Raw genomic sequence first — 16,682 nt, forward strand, 5'->3', positions numbered from 1 at the left:
AAGGTAAACTGCTGTTACATTTCTGCAATGAGTTTTCCCGATGGATGCTAAACAAACGCGGCAGGGCGTGCTACTCGCTCTTGCTGCTTATTTTATTTGGGGTATCGCTCCCGCCTACTTCAAGCTGATTTACTATGTTCCGGCGGATGAGATCCTGACGCACCGCGTCATCTGGTCATTTTTCTTTATGGTGGTACTGATGAGCATCAGCCGCCAGTGGTCAGGCGTCAAAACGCTGCTACAAACGCCAAAGAAGATCTTCCTGCTGGCGCTCTCTGCAGTGCTCATCGGCGGAAACTGGCTGCTGTTCATTTGGGCGGTCAATAATCACCATATGCTGGAAGCCAGCCTCGGCTATTTTATTAACCCACTGGTGAATATTGTGCTGGGAATGCTATTCCTCGGTGAGCGCTTTCGTCGCATGCAGTGGCTGGCGGTACTGTTAGCCGCCTGCGGCGTGCTGGTACAGCTGTGGACCTTCGGATCGCTGCCAATAATCGCGCTGGGACTGGCGTTCAGCTTTGCGTTCTATGGGCTGGTGCGCAAGAAGATTGCCGTCGAAGCACAAACCGGCATGCTGATCGAAACCCTGTGGCTTTTACCTGTCGCCGCCATCTATCTGTTTGGCATTGCGGACAGCTCAACCAGCCATATGGGGCAAAACCCCATCTCGCTCAACCTGCTGCTGATTGCCGCGGGTGTCGTGACCACCATTCCGCTGCTGTGCTTTACCGGCGCGGCAACCCGCCTGCGTCTGTCCACGCTGGGATTCTTCCAGTATATCGGGCCTACGCTGATGTTCCTGCTGGCCGTCACCTTCTATGGTGAAGTTCCGGGAACGGATAAAATGGTCACGTTTGCGTTTATCTGGGTGGCGCTGGCGATTTTCGTGATGGATGCGATTTATACGCAACGACGGGTTCGTCGGAGCTAGGGGAGTGCCGGATGGCGCTTCGCTTATCCGGCCTACAAAAGCACATCGCCGTAGGCCGGATAAGTACAGTTATTACAGCCAGTTCTTGCGCTTAAAGTACAGATACGGCGCCAAACCCGCGAGCATCATAAAGACAATCGCGCCCGGGTAACCGAAGCTCCAGTGCAATTCCGGCATAAACTCAAAGTTCATCCCGTAGCTGGAAGCCACCAGCGTCGGCGGCAGGAATACCACAGAAACCACCGAGAAGATCTTGATGATGCGGTTCTGCTCGATGTTGATAAAACCCATCGCCGCCTGCATCAGGAAGTTAACCTTCTGGAACAGCGATTCATTATGCGGCAGCAGTGACTCGATATCGCGCAGGATCTCACGCGCCTGCTCCAGCTGACTGCCCGGCAAACGCGCTTTACGCACCAGGAAGTTCAGCGCGCGCTGGGTATCCATCAGACACAGACGTACTTTCCAGCCGATATCTTCCAGTTCCGCCAACGTCGACAGCGCTTCGTCATACTCATCGCCCTGACGCCCTTCCATGATCACACGGCTGAGTTTTTCCAGGTCGCTGTAGATGTTTTCGATTTCATCTGCCAGCTGTTCAATTTTGGTTTCGAACAGGTCGAGCAACAGCTCGTAAGCGTTACCATCCACCATCGCCTGGTTACGCGCACGCATGCGGTACAGGCGGAAGGCCGGCAGTTCGCGCTCGCGCAGAGTAAACAGGCGGCCTTCGCGAATGGTAAATGCGACGGTTGAGTTACCCGCGTGATCGTCGGCGTCTTCGTAAAAGAAGAAGGAGTGGATGTGCAGACCGTCTTCGTCTTCAAAAAAACGTGCGGATGCTTCGATGTCTTCCAGTTCAGGGCGCGTAGCCAGATTCTGGCCCAAGTCCTTTTGCACACGGTTTCGTTCTTCGTCATCCGGCTCGACTAAATCGACCCAAACCGAACTGGCCAGGTGCTCGATCTCGTCTGCCTCAAGGCGAGTTAAACGATTGTTTTCCAGTTGAAATGCGCTCAGCATGACCGGGACTCCCAATGCAAAAAATTATCGGACAGTTCGGAGGGCACACAGAAACAAATTGGGTTTCAGACCATTAAACAGCCTGACTCAGCGCGACGGGAAAAAACAGAAGGTCGCTGACAACCGCGAAGGCTATCAGCAAAAAGGGATAGCCTTAGGAGTTGATCCTGGATGACAGGATAATGAGCCAGTATCTACTGGGTGTGTCCAAGGCGAATGTCCTCTTAGCGTAATCGTGCGCGCATGTTACGCCAGCAAAATTTTGACGTCAACACGCAACGGATGGCGAAAAAGTAATAATTTCCCCTTATACAGAAAGGTTAGCAGAGGGGAATTATTTATCTATGATTTCAGAATATTAACCGACAGATAGCCGGATGGCGGCTTCGCCTTATCCGGCCTACAAATCAAAATATTACGTTCCGCGTAGGCCTGATAAGCGCAGCGACATCAGGCGATCATACCGTTTCCAGTCTGGCGTAGGCGGCAACCAGCCATTTGATCCCCTGCCCCTGGAACGCGACCTGCAAACGACTGTGTTCGCCGCTTCCTTCCAGGTTGACGATAGTGCCCTCGCCAAATTTAGCGTGGCGCACTCGCTGGCCGAGCTTATAGCCGGTATCATTTTCCGCCATTGGCGTACCCATCCGCTGATGGCTCACCGGTCGGCTGACAGTGGCGCGCAGGCGAACCTCTTCAACGCACGCTTCCGGCAGTTCGCCGATAAAGCGCGACGGACGATGGTAAACCTCTTTGCCGTACAGACGACGCGTTTCGGCGTAGGTCAGCGTCAGCTTTTGCATCGCGCGGGTCACACCTACGTAAGCCAGACGGCGCTCTTCTTCGAGGCGACCACCTTCGTCCAGCGACATCTGGCTGGGGAACATACCTTCTTCCATCCCCACGATAAACACCTGCGGGAACTCCAGACCTTTCGCCGAGTGCAGCGTCATCAGCTGTACCGCATCCTGCCAGGTATCCGCCTGCCCTTCGCCCGCTTCCAGCGCGGCGTGAGACAGGAACGCCTGCAACGGCATTAAGTCTTCGTCTTCTTCGTTGTAGCTGAACTGGCGCGTTGCCGTCACCAGTTCGTCTAAGTTTTCGATACGCGTCTGGCCTTTCTCGCCTTTTTCCTGCTCGTACATCATGCGCAGGCCGGAGTCTTTAATCACCCTGTCAGTCTGCACGTGCAGCGGCATATCGGCGGTCTCCTGCGCCAGTGCGTCAATCAGCTCCATAAAGCGCTGTAAGGCGCTGGCGGCGCGACCCGCGAGGGCTTTTTCCTGCAACAGCTCACGACAGGCCTGCCACAACGTTAGCTGGCGGTCACGGGAGGTCTGACGCACCACATCTAAAGTACGATCGCCAATCCCGCGGGTGGGCGTATTCACCACACGTTCAAATGCGGCGTCGTCATTGCGGTTGGCGATCAGGCGCAGGTAAGAGAGCGCATCTTTGATTTCCTGGCGTTCGAAGAAACGCATCCCGCCATAAATCCGATACGGCATGCTGGCCTGTAACAACGCCTCTTCCAGTACGCGCGACTGGGCGTTGCTGCGATACAGAATGGCGCATTGCTCCAGCGCACCACCGTTGTCCTGCCAGGTTTTGATGCGATTGACCACGAAGCGCGCTTCATCGAGTTCGTTGAACGCGCAATACAGCGAGATCGGTTCGCCGTCGACGCCATCGGTCCACAGCTTTTTACCCAGACGCCCGTTGTTGTTTTCAATCAGGGCGTTGGCCGCGCTGAGGATATTGTTAGTCGAGCGGTAGTTCTGCTCCAGGCGAATAGTTTCTGCGCCGGGGAAATCCGTGAGAAAGCGCTGGATGTTCTCCACCTGCGCTCCGCGCCAGCCGTAGATTGACTGATCGTCATCACCGACGATCATTACCTTGCCGGTATCGCCCGCCAGCAGGCGGATCCACGCGTACTGAATGTTGTTGGTATCCTGAAATTCGTCCACCAGGATATTGGTAAAACGTTCGCGGTAGTGCTGCAGGATATGCGGTTTGTTGAGCCACAGCTCGTGGGCGCGCAGCAGCAGCTCGGCGAAATCCACCAGCCCCGCGCGGTCACACGCTTCCTGGTAAGCCTGATACACTTTCTGCCAGGTTTGCTCAACCGGGTTGCCGTAGCTTTGCAGATGATGCGGACGCAGCCCTTCGTCTTTCTGGCTGTTGATGAACCACATCGCCTGACGCGGTGGCCACTGCTTCTCATCAAGGTTCATCGCTTTGATCAGACGCTTGAGCAAACGCAGTTGGTCTTCACTGTCGAGGATCTGAAAATCCTGCGGCAGGTTCGCATCCATATGGTGCGCGCGCAGCAGGCGGTGGGCCAGACCGTGGAATGTCCCCACCCACATACCGCCCTGGCTGGTTCCCATGATCTGGCCGATACGGTGGCGCATTTCCGCCGCCGCTTTGTTGGTAAAGGTCACCGCCATAATGGAGTACGGCGAGTTGTTCTCAACCGTCAGTAACCAGGCGATACGGTGCACCAGCACGCGCGTTTTACCACTCCCCGCGCCTGCCAGAACCAGCATGTTGCTGCGTGGCGCGGCCACCGCTTCACGCTGTTTATCATTAAGGCTGTCGAGCAGGTAAGAAACGTCCATTGGCACCGCCGCGTAAAAGTAGGTAAGGCGGATAAGCGTAGCGCCATCCGCCAAAAAGCTGGGTATATATACAGAGTTCTGCTGGTGATTATATCAGCGAGGTCAGAGATGCCAACTGTGAAATTTCGATATGCGGAAGCAAACGACTGTCTGCGGTTTGCATCAGGTCGGCATTTTCCGGTTTGATCCAGCAGGCCTGCATACCACAACGGATGGCGCCCGCGACGTCCGTCGTCAGGTCATCACCCACGTGCAGAATCTCACCCACAGGCATTTTCAGTTTTTCCGCCGCCAAGGTGTACATGTCGCTAAAGGGTTTTGATCGCCCGTCGGGACCGGCGCGAAGCACAAACTCAAAGTAATCACCCAGGCCAAACAGTTCCGGCTGCGCGTTACCGTTGGTGATCGCCACCAGCGGCCATTTGCGGGCCAGCGCCTTCAGCGTGTCATGCGTCGGCTGCGGGACTTCAATGCGGCTACGCCATTTGGCAAAATTCATCATCGCCGCATTCGCCCCCATTCTGGCTTCTGCCGCTGACAACCCCGCCTCCAGCATAGCGCGCTCTACGGCACGGTGACGCCATTGGGTAACATCGTGGTAGATTTCCGGCTCGGCGTCGCGTACGGCCTGGCGTAAGCGCTGTAGGTCGCTATTTTGCAGCGAATTCAACGCCGGATGGTAATTCTGTACAAACGCGAGCGCTTCCTGCTCGGTGCGTGTGATAACGGGACGGTTATCGTAAAGGGTGTCATCAAGGTCAAAGGTGAGCGCAGAAATGCGCCCCAAAGGCCGGTAAAAACGCATTATTTCCCCCGTTTGGCGCGCGGATGCGCCGCATCGTACACTGAAGCCAGGTGTTGAAAATCAAGATGGGTATAGATTTGGGTCGTGGAGAGATTGGCATGCCCCAATAACTCCTGCACTCCGCGCAGATCGCCGCTCGACTCAAGCATATGCGTCGCAAAGGAGTGACGCAATTTGTGGGGATGTACGTGGCTGTTCAGCCCCTGCTTGATACCCCATTCAGCAAATCGTTTCTGCACGTTACGCGCCGAAATACGTTTGCCCAGTTTGGACAGAAATAGCGCATCGTCATCGCTGCCAAATAGCCCGCGTAGATCCAGCCAGTGCTCAATCCAAGCCACCGCGTTGCGGCCAATCGGCAGACGACGCTCTTTACTGCCCTTACCCATCACCCACACTTCGCCGGTGTCGAGGTCGAGATGTTTAATATCCAGCCCAACCAACTCAGATAAACGCAGACCCGCGCCGTACATCACTTCCAGCATTGCTCTATCGCGCACAGCAAGGGGATCGTTGAGATCGATATCCAGCAGACGATTAACATCGTCGACATCGATATTTTTAGGGAGATGACGCGGTGCTTTCGGCGCGGAAACGCTTTTTGCCGGATTAGCTTTCAGCTCGCCCTGATTAACCAGCCAATCGAAGAAACTGCGTAACGCGGAGAGACGCAGTGCCAGACTCGCCGGCCCCAGTCCTTTACGACGGCAGCGAACAGCAAAACTACGTACCATCGCAGCATCACATTGTTGCCAGCTTTGCAGACCGGTCTCTCCGGCTAACGCAATGATGGCATCAAGCTGACGCTGATAATTAAGCAATGTGACCGGGCTAAGCTGACGCTCAACGCCCAGATAGCGCAAAAAGCGCGCCACATCCTGAGAAAGGGGTGAATCGGTCATACGCGTTCAATCCAGCGCTCCAGCAGTTCCGGCAACATCAGCGAGATTTCCTGCAGCAATTGCGTGCCTTGCCCCTGCTGGTAATGATTAACGTCACGGCTGCTAAACAGCATCACGCCCAGAGAGCCATCTTGCCCGAGCATCGACATCGCCACCGAGCCTATGGCTTTCGCCTCCGGCATCATGACCAGCAATTCCGGACCATTGAGCGGCCCAAGATAGTGCTGTGACTGACCCAGACGCTGGATACGCAGCGGTTCAAAAGCCTGACGGCTTAATGCCAGATGGGTGAATTTTGATGGCGCGCCAAGTCGCCAGCGATCCGGGAACAGACGAACCGTCGCTCCGGCCAGCCCTAACTCACGCGCCCAGCGATGAAGTCGCATCAGCATGTCGTCAAGACTGCTGGCCGACACCAGCCGCCCTTGCAGATTTAACAGACGATAGAACAGGCTTTCATTGGCGTTGGCTTGTTCCATCAACAACGCCATGTTCTCTTCCAGCACGTTAATATGATTACGTGCCCGCGCCATATGCCATTCCACTAAAGAGACCGTGCCCCGCACTGGGTGCGGAACTCGCATCGCTTCAACGGCCTGGGCATTACGGATAAAAAACTCAGGATTACGTTGCAGGTAATCGACGACCGCCCGGTCGTCCAGCTCCATGAGCGTTTCCTGTAGTTCTTCCCCTGGTTGCTTCATAAGTGAATAAATCCGTCGTAGACATGTGCCGCCGGGCCAGTCATATACAGCGGATGACCCGGACCTTTCCAGGCGATATCAAGTCGACCGCCCGGTAATTCCACCCTCACTTCTTCTGCCAGCAGACCCTGCTGGATACCGACCGCAACGGCAGCGCACGCACCGCTGCCGCAGGCCTGCGTTTCACCCGCGCCGCGCTCATAGACGCGCAGCCGGATATGCTCGCGTTTTACCACCTGCATAAATCCGATATTGGCGCGTTCAGGGAAGCGTTCGTGGCTTTCCAGAACCGGTCCCAGTGTTTCTACCGTGGCCGTATCAACATCATCAACCTGAATCACGCAGTGCGGGTTCCCCATTGAAACCACGCCGCACAATACTGTCTGTTCGGCCGCGCGCATAATATAGGTCTTCTCTGCTTTGTTAGCGCGAAAAGGAACCTGCGAGGGTTCAAAATTGGGTTCGCCCATATTCACCCGCACCAGCTCGTCGTCGGTTACGGTTAATACCATACGACCATTCGCGGTACTGACGCGAATATCACGTTTATTAGTCAGCCCTTTCAGGCGAACAAAACGGGCAAAACAGCGGGCGCCATTGCCACACTGTGACACTTCACTGCCGTCGGCATTAAAAATACGGTAGTGGAAATCCAGCTCCGGATCATACGGAGGCTCAACCACCAGCAGTTGATCAAATCCAACGCCGAGATGTCTGTCGGCCAAGCGGCGGATCAGCTCTGGTGAGAAAAAGACATTCTGCGTTACCGCGTCGACGACCATAAAATCGTTGCCAAGGCCATGCATTTTAGAGAATTGCATCATTCACTCCGTTCACGCGGGTACAGAAATGTAAATCTATTCCTGCCGTTAGTAATTCACCTGAGAAGGCCCATCACTAATCCCACGATCGTTTTTCTCAGGCGTGGTGGATTGCGATTGCGGCTGAACGCTCTTGGTCGGAGGCGGCGCGGTTTTATCAGCTGGCGGGAAATAGAGCGGGCCTTTTAACCCACAGCCCGTCAGGCTGAACAGAGTAAAAATGACAGCGAGTGGCTTTAACACGTTTTTCATTATGGATTGCCTGTAAAGTTCATGCTTTCTGTTTTCTATCATCGCAGGAGAAGGCGTAAAAGCAAGAGTTTGGCTAAAAACTGCATCGCGATTTATTCCACGTTATACTGCGGGCATCACGAAAAATAGGATAAGAAAATGAACGACAGTGAATTTCATCGCCTTGCTGACACCCTGTGGATGACCATTGAAGAACGTCTGGATGACTGGGATGGCGACAGCGATATCGATTGTGAGATCAACGGCGGCGTGCTGACCATCAGCTTCGAAAACGGCAGCAAAATTATCATTAACCGTCAGGAGCCGCTCCACCAGGTGTGGCTGGCGACCAAACAGGGCGGCTACCACTTTGACCTGAAAGGCGACGAATGGATCTGCGACCGAAGCGGCGAAACGTTCTGGGATCTGTTGGAACAAGCGGCAACGCAGCAGGCGGGTGAAGAGGTGAGCTTCCGCTAAGCTTTAGTGCCGGATGCGCTTTGCTTATCCGGCCTACTTTAGCCCGGTAAGCGTCGCGCCACCGGGTAAGTTAACTCACGAGAAATACTGCTGTAACAGCGGCGTGTCGTTGTCCTGACTGGCTGGCGGAACAGCGCTAATCGGCTGGGTGCGGAACGGAATCACCTGCGCGCGCCCGTCGGTTTTCACAATCTGATAGAACTGCGGCAGGTTAAAGTTGATGAAGCTGGAGCCGTAGGTAAAACGATCGTGCGACGATGAGTAGAAACGGCTGACGTCTCGTACCAACTCCTCTTTGCTACCTTCGCAGTGGTGATACACCTCGGCCCGATTGCTTTCGTCCAGAATGTAGATATTAAAGCCCTGCTCATCACCCGTTTCTTCGAAAAAGAACTGAATAATCCCTTCACTGGCAAAACCGTCGACCACCGACGGCAGTTTCACATGGTTGGTCTCAACCTGGACGGAAAGCCCGTGCAGTTTGTTATGTGAAATCGCGCCATAGAATTCAATCGCGTTTTCCAGCTTCTGTACCGAAACGTTCAGGCGCTCGAAGAACAGTCCCCACGTCTGCCCGGAAACGCGCAGCGCTTTGAAGCGTCCGGTTTCCTGACGGGTACTGGAGAGGCGTAATTCGATGCACTCAGACACCAGTTGCTGCACGCGGGTGCGAATTAAACCGCGCAGATGCTGGCTATAGCAGAAGACCTCGACGCTATCCGGCGGCGCGGCATCCTGGTGCATTTTGCCCAGAATCGTTTTTAACGCTTCAATCATCGCCTGCTCGCCGTTGAAGTGCAGCGTACGCACTTCATTCCACGAGTTGCGGTACAGCAGGTCTACGCTACCCACCAGGCAATTTTGCTCTTCGCCAAAGCTGAAGACGTCCAGCTTACGGAAATCAAAATGCACCACCTGATTGCGAAACGCTGCCGTCGGGTCATATTCGAGGTTAACGATAATCGCCAGGTGGCGAATTTCGCATGGGCTATAGAGCGCTTTCGGCGTTGGCGCAGGCAGTCGCAGTGGGAAGTGGTGCGACACGTCGGCGACCATTTCCTGCAGCTTCGGCAAATCAACAATGCCGTTGCCCTTAATAAACAAATGCGTACGCGAGGTCAGCAGGCCATTGAACCAAGCCCACGCCACCAGCTTGTTGAGATAGCGGTTATATTCCAGCGGCTGATGACTGATGATCGAGTCCATGTTAGGCGCGCGGTTGTAGAGATACCAACCTGAACGGTTGGCGCGACCCGGCGGTACATGGATAAAGGTCAGATTCGGTTCCGAGAGATCCGGAGATATCTGTGGGTTCACCAGCGTGACTTTACCCGGCAACGCTTCAAACGCGGCATATAGCTTACGGGTCAGCACGCCGATATCCTGCGGGCTGGCGCTGACGCTGAGGTTATTGCGCCGCGCAAAGCGGATCAGGTTACGATAGCTCTGCATCATCGCATCGAGCAGTTCGTTATGTGCTTCGCGTACCTGGTCAATCTTCCAGTTAGCACGGTTATCCAGCATGGTCAGACGGGCGTCATCCCAGCCCCACTCTTTCACTAACTGACTTAATACTTCACGACGCCAGCCCACGCAGGCGCGCTCACGGCTCAGTTTCTCACACACTTTTAAGTAGAAACATCGACGCACTAAATCCAGGCGCGTCGGATCTTCGATCGCCGTGAGGTACTCGGTAACGCGCTCCAGCATCATGCAGTAAGGATCGAGACCAAAAGAGACGATCTCGCCGTCATGCAGGCGCTGTTTAATATCTTTCGCCAACAGGCGTGGATTTGGGTATTCCCAGGAATAGGCTTCCAGCAGCAGCGTTTTCAGCACCGCTTTGTACGGGGAGTCGATACTCTTGTACAACTGCCAGAGGCTGGCGCCAAAGTACTCTTCGGCGGAAAGCGAACTGAGCCCGCCGAGATCTAGCCATTCGTTTGGCGTTAACACCCCCTGTGCGTAGAGCGTCATGACGTAATCGTCGTAATGCTCTTCTTCGTCGCCCGGCACCATATTCCACAGAATACGTTTACCCGCGAGGCGCACAGCGGTGCGATAGAATTCATCAAGCAACAGGATATGCTGCGTCGAGCCACAGTCTTCACCACCCAGACTGCCGCTTTCATTGTGACGGAAACGGTTTTCATCAATCAGGAAGAAACTGACTTCAACGCCCAGCGAAGCGGCCCAGCTTTCCAGCAGGCTACATTTTCGCTGCAGCAGCTGGCGCTCTTCGCTATCCAGCCAGGATTGATGGCAGACCCAGATATCAAGGTCAGAGGAACAGCTTTGCCCTACCGAAGAGGTGCTACCCATTGAGTAAACGCCGGTGATCGGCAGTTCGCCCTTGGGAGGATCCTGCGGCGACATACCGCGGTACAGTTCCAGTTCGTTCAGGTAGTGGCGTTGGGTTTCATCAGGCGTGTAAAAGCATATGCCTTTGGGAACGTTACCATCGAGGTAACCCGGCATCAGCGGATGGTGGTAGTGCAATAATGTCGGCAGCAGACTGTATACCTGCTGGAAGGCAGGTCCCATGGCAGCAAGCGCGCGATCCACACGCAGTTGATTTATGGCATCCAGTCTCTGTTTCAGAGTCTCAATATAGAGGTACAAGACGTATCGCCTGATGTTGCTATCCGTCATGTTGTCGATTGCCGCGGCGCAAGCGCTCACAATAATCGCCATCAATTCGGATAAACCGTATGTCAAAAATAACCGTTACCTGTTTTTCGCCCATATTTTTTTATGCTGTTCAGCCGAAAAAATGGTCTAAAACGTGATCAATTTAACACCTTGCTCATTGACCGTAAAGAAAGATGCGCTACATACAAGTGTAGCACCGTTCGTTACGTGTAAATTCCTTCATACGGTCGGGAGGTTTCTCGTCATTATTCACTGCCAGTGATGATGCAGCGCCTTTTCCTCTCACTTACGTTTGAGCGTAACGCTGACATCCCTTTGATAAGGATGTTAGGATGGTCAATGATTGATAATGACGGTAACAAGCATGTTAGACAATGTTTTGAGAATTGCCACACGCCAAAGCCCCCTTGCGCTCTGGCAGGCACATTATGTCAAAGACGCCTTAATGGCAAACCACCCCGGTCTGATCGTGGAACTGGTTCCTATGGTAACCCGTGGCGATGTGATCCTTGATACCCCGCTGGCGAAGGTTGGGGGGAAAGGGTTGTTTGTTAAAGAACTGGAAGTCGCGCTGCTGGAAAAACGCGCCGATATCGCTGTGCATTCCATGAAGGATGTGCCGGTTGAATTCCCTGACGGTCTTGGACTGGTCACCATTTGTGAGCGAGAGGATCCGCGTGATGCTTTCGTCTCAAATAAGTACAACTCGCTGGATGAACTCCCCGCAGGCAGCATCGTCGGGACATCCAGTTTGCGCCGCCAGTGCCAGTTGGCGAAGCGTCGCCCGGATCTCGTCATCCGTTCGCTGCGCGGCAACGTAGGCACGCGCCTCAGCAAACTGGATAACGGCGATTATGACGCCATTATTCTGGCAGTCGCCGGATTAAAACGTTTAGGTCTTGAGTCGCGAGTCCGCACCGCTCTGCCGCCGGAAGTCTCCCTGCCCGCTGTTGGGCAAGGCGCAGTAGGCATAGAATGTCGACTGGATGATATGCGCACTCAGGCGCTGTTAGCGCCGCTCAACCATGAAGAGACCGCGCTACGCGTCAAAGCAGAACGCGCCATGAACACCCGCCTGGAAGGGGGATGTCAGGTACCTATTGGCAGCTATGCCGAAATCATCGACGGTGAGATTTGGCTACGTGCGCTGGTCGGCGCGCCTGACGGTTCACAGATGGTATGCGGAGAACGTCGCGGCGCCACACAGGATGCCGAACAGATGGGTATATCTCTGGCAGAAGAACTGCTGGAGAACGGTGCGCGCGCCATTCTGGCGGAAGTTTATAACGGAGAAGCCCCCGCATGAGTATTCTGGTCACCCGCCCGTCTCCCGCAGGGGAAGAGTTAGTGAGCCGACTGCGCACACTGGGGCAGGTGGCCTGGAGTTTTCCGCTCATCGAGTTTTCACCTGGTCGGGAACTGGCAACGGTTGCTTCCCGACTGTCGGCGCTGACGGAGAACGATCTGGTCTTCGCTCTCTCGCAGCACGCCGTCACCTTTGCAGATGCCGAGCTTCGCCAGCAAGAGAAAAGCTGGCCATCCCTTCCGCGTTATTTTGCCATTGGCCGTACAACGGCGCTGGCGCTGCATACTGTTAGCGGCTTCAATATTCACTACCCTCTGGATCGGGAAATTAGCGAAGTCTTGCTACAATTACCTGAATTACAAAATATTGCGGGAAAACGCGCGCTTATATTACGCGGCAACGGTGGCCGGGAGCTGATAGGTGAAACCCTGACGGCACGCGGAGCCGATGTCGATTTTTGTGAATGTTATCAACGCAGTGCAAAACATTACGATGGTGCGGAAGAAGCTATGCGCTGGCAATCCCGTGGCGTAACCACGGTGGTTGTCACCAGCGGAGAGATGCTACAACAGCTCTGGTCGCTCATTCCGCAGTGGTATCGTGAGCACTGGTTACTACGCTGTCGGCTGTTGGTCGTCAGTGAGCGTCTGGCGCACCTCGCCCGGGAACTGGGCTGGCAAGATATTAAGGTCGCTGATAACGCCGACAACGATGCGCTACTACGCGCATTACAATAACTCTCATAATGGGATGCCATAATGACGGAACAAGAAAAATCCTCCGCCGTGGTTGAAGAGACCAGGGAGGCCGTGGAAACCACGTCACAGCCAGTCAATACTGAAAAAAAGAGTAAGAACAGTACGGCGCTGATTCTGAGCGCTGTGGCGATTGCTATTGCGCTGGCTGCAGGCGTTGGGCTGTACGGCTGGGGGAAACAACAGGCAACAACACAAACGGCAACCAGCGATGCGCTGGCGAACCAGCTGACGGCGCTGCAAAAAGCGCAGGAAAGCCAAAAAGCTGAGCTGGAAGGCATTATTAAACAGCAGGCAACACAGCTGGATGAAGCCACTCGCCAGCAGGCCGCGCTGGTCAAACAGCTTGATGAGGTCCAGCAAAAAGTCGCCACCATCTCCGGCAGCGATGCTGGCACATGGCTGCTGGCGCAGGCTGATTTTCTGGTGAAACTGGCCGGTCGTAAATTATGGAGCGATCAGGACGTCACCACCGCCGCGGCGCTGTTGAAAAGCGCCGACGCCAGTCTGGCAGATATGAACGACCCGAGCTTAATTACCGCGCGACGTGCGATTACTGACGACATCGCGAGCCTCTCCGCGGTGACTCAGGTCGACTATGACGGCATTATCCTGAAAGTGAATCAGCTCTCTAATCAGATTGATAACCTGCGTCTGGCCGACAACGACACCGACGATTCACCAATGGACTCCGACAGCAGCGAGCTTTCCAGCTCGATTAGCGAATGGCGCGTCAATCTGCAAAAAAGCTGGCAGAACTTTATGGACAGCTTCATCACTATTCGTCGTCGTGATGAAACCGCCGTCCCGCTGCTGGCACCGAACCAGGACGTTTACTTACGTGAGAACATCCGTTCTCGTCTGTTAGTGGCCGCACAGGCCGTGCCGCGTCACCAGGAAGAGACATACCGCCAGGCGCTGGAAAATGTCTCCACATGGGTGCGTGCTTACTACGACACCGACGATGCAGCGACCAAAGCGTTCCTTGAAGAAGTAGACCAACTGAGCCAGCAAAGCATCAGTATGGATGTTCCGGAAACGCTGCAGAGCCAGGCTATTCTCGACAAGTTAATGCAGACCCGCGTACGTAATTTACTGGCGCAGCCTGCCACAGCACCGGTAGCAGCAGCGCCAGCGCCTTCGACAGACGCTCCGGCAACCGCGCCGCAAGGAGAATAATGATGCTAAAAGTATTGTTGCTCTTTGTGCTGTTGATCGCCGGGATCGTCGTCGGTCCGATGATAGCTGGTCATCAGGGTTACGTGCTGATCCAGACGGATAACTACAATATCGAAACCAGCGTGACGGGCCTGGTGATCATCCTGATCGTCGCCATGGTCGTCCTGTTTGCGATTGAATGGCTGTTGCGCCGAATTTTCCGCACCGGCGCACATACCCGTGGGTGGTTTGTGGGTCGTAAGCGCCGTCGCGCCCGTAAGCAGACCGAACAGGCCCTACTCAAACTGGCAGAAGGTGACTATCAGCAGGTTGAGAAGCTGATGTCGAAAAATGCCGATCATGCAGAACAGCCGGTAGTGAATTACCTGCTGGCGGCAGAAGCGGCTCAGCAGCGCGGTGACGAAGCGCGCGCCAACCAACACCTTGAGCGTGCTGCCGAACTGGCCGGAAATGATACGATCCCGGTAGAAATCGCTCGCGTTCGCCTGCAACTGGCGCGTAATGAAAATCACGCCGCACGCCACAGCGTAGACAAACTGCTGGAAGTGACGCCACGTCATCCGGAAGTGCTGCGTCTGGCTGAGCAGGCCTACATTCGCACCGGCGCATGGAGTTCCTTGCTGGATATCATCCCATCCATGGCAAAAGCGCATGTGGGTGATGATGAGCACCGCGCCATGCTGGAACAACAGGCATGGGTTGGCTTGATGGATCAAGTCCGCGCCGATCAGGGCAGCGAGGGGCTGCGTGCATGGTGGAAAAACCAGAGCCGTAAAACCCGTCATCAGGTTGCCCTGCAGGTGGCGATGGCTGAACATCTGATTGAGTGTGACGATCACGATACGGCGCAGCAGGTCATCATTGATGGTTTGAAACGTCAGTACGATGACCGCCTGGTGCTGCCGATCCCGCGTCTGAAAACCAATAATCCGGAACAGATAGAAAAAGTGCTGCGCCAGCAGATTAAAGCCGTGGGCGATCGCCCGTTGCTGTGGAGTACGCTGGGTCAGTCGTTAATGAAGCATGGGGAATGGCAGGAAGCTACGCTCGCCTTCCGTGCCGCTCTTAAACAGCGCCCGGATGCCTATGACTACGCCTGGCTTGCTGACGCGCTGGACAGACTGCACCAGCCGGAAGAAGCCGCCACCATGCGCCGTGATGGCCTGATGTTGACGCTGCAGAACAACAATCCCCCGCAGTAACTCCTGAATGCCCGGTGGCGCTTTCGCTTACCGGGCCTACATATTTTTCAATCGTATAAGCAAAATCCTTCGAGAAGTCGCTTGAAGGATTTTGTTTATGCATAAAAAAACGCCCGCTCGGTAAGGAGCAGGCGTTAAACAGGTCTGTATGACAACATAAATGGGTGCTTCACTCAACGTTATGTCCATGGTGTTTGATGAGGCTATATGCTTCATCCTTCACGCTGTCTCTTCGTTGGCTGCGCACGCTCACCCCTGTCACTTACCTTTGTAAGCTCCGGGGGATTCCCGTGCTGGCCGTCTCGACACATCATGAATGATTTAGCATATAAGATGCGACATCTGTCTGTGGACGATAAGCACCGTAAACGGCTCTGCATCATTCCTGAGTTTATGAGGCCAGATGGCGAACATAAGAGATGGAATGAGCATCTACCCGCATATTATTGCACAACGCATGCCACGATTGCACTGCAAAAACCAGGTATTCGGACTTTTTAAGACTTCAGGAAATTCGCAGATGCGAAGGCTAAGAAGGGAAATCAGAAAACAAAAAACCCCGCCGAAGCGGGGTTCAAAATTGGTCGGCGAGAGAGGATTCGAACCTCCGACCCACTGGTCCCAAACCAGTTGCGCTACCAAGCTGCGCTACTCGCCGTTTTACTGCTTTTTGAATTTTTAGTTCAATTCTTTAAGTCGTGGTGCGAGGGGGGGGACTCGAACCCCCACATCCTAAGGACACTAACACCTGAAGCTAGCGCGTCTACCAATTCCGCCACCTTCGCATTTCACAACTTTAAATTAATGGGGTGGCTAATGGGATTCGAACCCACGACAACTGGAATCACAATCCAGGGCTCTACCAACTGAGCTATAGCCACCACTGCAAATCTTTTACGCGGTATTAAAACCACCGCAGCTCTGGCACCCTACTAAATGGTGCGCCCGACAGGATTCGAACCTGAGACCTCTGCCTCCGGAGGGCAGCGCTCTATCCAGCTGAGCTACGGGCGCTTAGCGCCGTTGCGGGGCTGGATATTACGGAGGTCTCGGTCTTCTGTCTAGTG

General features: G+C 54.5%; 15 protein-coding genes and 4 tRNA genes. 6 read left to right on the forward strand and 13 right to left on the reverse strand.

The features are described 5' to 3' along the window. The first annotated feature begins 40 nt into the window (after positions 1-40). Positions 41-934: an EamA family transporter RarD gene (gene rarD / locus SK35_RS23835; RefSeq protein WP_048215218.1), complete on the forward strand. Its 894-nt coding sequence runs from the start codon at positions 41-43 to the stop codon at positions 932-934. A 72-nt stretch (positions 935-1,006) separates the two neighbouring features. Here the strand turns inward: rarD and corA are convergent, their stop codons facing one another. From corA to lptM, 8 genes are all read right to left on the reverse strand, one after another. Continuing rightward, a complete protein-coding gene (gene corA, locus SK35_RS23840) occupies positions 1,007-1,957 on the reverse strand; it encodes a magnesium/cobalt transporter CorA (protein WP_003017920.1) in 951 nt (316 codons plus the stop codon). A gap of 154 nt (positions 1,958-2,111) precedes the next feature. Then, positions 2,112-2,168 (reverse strand): YsgD/CorL family protein, encoded by a 57-nt coding sequence (gene ysgD / locus SK35_RS23845; RefSeq protein ID WP_212723238.1) that lies wholly within the window; start codon positions 2,166-2,168, stop codon positions 2,112-2,114. Between the two features lie 247 nt (positions 2,169-2,415). Next, entirely contained in the window at positions 2,416-4,578 is a 2,163-nt protein-coding gene (uvrD, locus tag SK35_RS23850; protein ID WP_003828957.1) for a DNA helicase II, read from the reverse strand. Between the two features lie 88 nt (positions 4,579-4,666). Beyond that, a complete protein-coding gene (gene yigB, locus SK35_RS23855; RefSeq protein WP_008787086.1) occupies positions 4,667-5,383 on the reverse strand; it encodes a 5-amino-6-(5-phospho-D-ribitylamino)uracil phosphatase YigB in 717 nt (238 codons plus the stop codon). Continuing rightward, a complete protein-coding gene (xerC, locus tag SK35_RS23860) occupies positions 5,383-6,285 on the reverse strand; it encodes a tyrosine recombinase XerC (protein ID WP_048215219.1) in 903 nt (300 codons plus the stop codon). Before xerC ends, yigB begins: the two co-directional genes overlap by 1 nt. Further along, on the reverse strand, positions 6,282-6,989 hold the full coding sequence (locus tag SK35_RS23865; protein ID WP_048215220.1) for a DUF484 domain-containing protein: 708 nt from the start codon (positions 6,987-6,989) through the stop codon (positions 6,282-6,284). The genes xerC and SK35_RS23865 overlap by 4 nt, the downstream gene beginning before the upstream one ends. Then, positions 6,986-7,810, reverse strand: a complete 825-nt coding sequence (dapF, locus tag SK35_RS23870; RefSeq protein ID WP_003017933.1) for a diaminopimelate epimerase — start codon at positions 7,808-7,810, stop codon at positions 6,986-6,988. Before dapF ends, SK35_RS23865 begins: the two co-directional genes overlap by 4 nt. 48 nt (positions 7,811-7,858) lie before the next feature. After that, on the reverse strand, positions 7,859-8,062 hold the full coding sequence (gene lptM, locus SK35_RS23875) for an LPS translocon maturation chaperone LptM (RefSeq protein ID WP_003017937.1): 204 nt from the start codon (positions 8,060-8,062) through the stop codon (positions 7,859-7,861). Between the two features lie 138 nt (positions 8,063-8,200). Here lptM and cyaY point away from each other — a divergent pair, with 138 nt between their 5' ends. Then, a complete protein-coding gene (cyaY, locus tag SK35_RS23880) occupies positions 8,201-8,521 on the forward strand; it encodes an iron donor protein CyaY (protein ID WP_003828967.1) in 321 nt (106 codons plus the stop codon). 75 nt (positions 8,522-8,596) lie between these two features. On the opposite strand, the gene cyaA is transcribed toward cyaY, so the two are convergent. Further along, on the reverse strand, positions 8,597-11,143 hold the full coding sequence (gene cyaA, locus SK35_RS23885) for a class I adenylate cyclase (protein ID WP_032934207.1): 2,547 nt from the start codon (positions 11,141-11,143) through the stop codon (positions 8,597-8,599). Positions 11,144-11,537: 394 nt separating this feature from the next. Between cyaA and hemC the strand changes: the two genes are divergently transcribed. Genes hemC through hemY form a run of 4 tightly spaced genes read left to right on the forward strand, consistent with a single transcriptional unit; the run spans position 11,538 to position 15,615 of the window. Next, on the forward strand, positions 11,538-12,479 hold the full coding sequence (gene hemC, locus SK35_RS23890) for a hydroxymethylbilane synthase (RefSeq protein WP_003828972.1): 942 nt from the start codon (positions 11,538-11,540) through the stop codon (positions 12,477-12,479). Then, a complete protein-coding gene (hemD, locus tag SK35_RS23895) occupies positions 12,476-13,216 on the forward strand; it encodes a uroporphyrinogen-III synthase (RefSeq protein WP_003828974.1) in 741 nt (246 codons plus the stop codon). Before hemC ends, hemD begins: the two co-directional genes overlap by 4 nt. A gap of 21 nt (positions 13,217-13,237) precedes the next feature. After that, a complete protein-coding gene (hemX, locus tag SK35_RS23900) occupies positions 13,238-14,413 on the forward strand; it encodes a uroporphyrinogen-III C-methyltransferase (RefSeq protein WP_003828975.1) in 1,176 nt (391 codons plus the stop codon). Between the two features lie 2 nt (positions 14,414-14,415). Further along, positions 14,416-15,615 (forward strand): protoheme IX biogenesis protein HemY, encoded by a 1,200-nt coding sequence (gene hemY / locus SK35_RS23905; protein WP_048215221.1) that lies wholly within the window; start codon positions 14,416-14,418, stop codon positions 15,613-15,615. 581 nt (positions 15,616-16,196) lie between these two features. On the opposite strand, the gene SK35_RS23910 is transcribed toward hemY, so the two are convergent. The 4 genes from SK35_RS23910 to SK35_RS23925 all read right to left on the reverse strand — a co-directional run bounded on the left by SK35_RS23910 (position 16,197) and on the right by SK35_RS23925 (position 16,629). Next, positions 16,197-16,273 (reverse strand) — tRNA-Pro (locus SK35_RS23910). Positions 16,274-16,314: 41 nt separating this feature from the next. Then, positions 16,315-16,400: transfer RNA gene (locus SK35_RS23915), tRNA-Leu, on the reverse strand. A gap of 20 nt (positions 16,401-16,420) precedes the next feature. Next, positions 16,421-16,496: transfer RNA gene (locus SK35_RS23920), tRNA-His, on the reverse strand. 56 nt (positions 16,497-16,552) lie between these two features. Then, a tRNA-Arg gene (locus SK35_RS23925) sits at positions 16,553-16,629 on the reverse strand. Between the last annotated feature and the right edge of the window lie 53 nt (positions 16,630-16,682).

The organism is Citrobacter sp. MGH105 (assembly GCF_001037485.2).
In the GTDB taxonomy this organism is placed as follows: Bacteria; Pseudomonadota; Gammaproteobacteria; order Enterobacterales; family Enterobacteriaceae; genus Citrobacter; species Citrobacter portucalensis.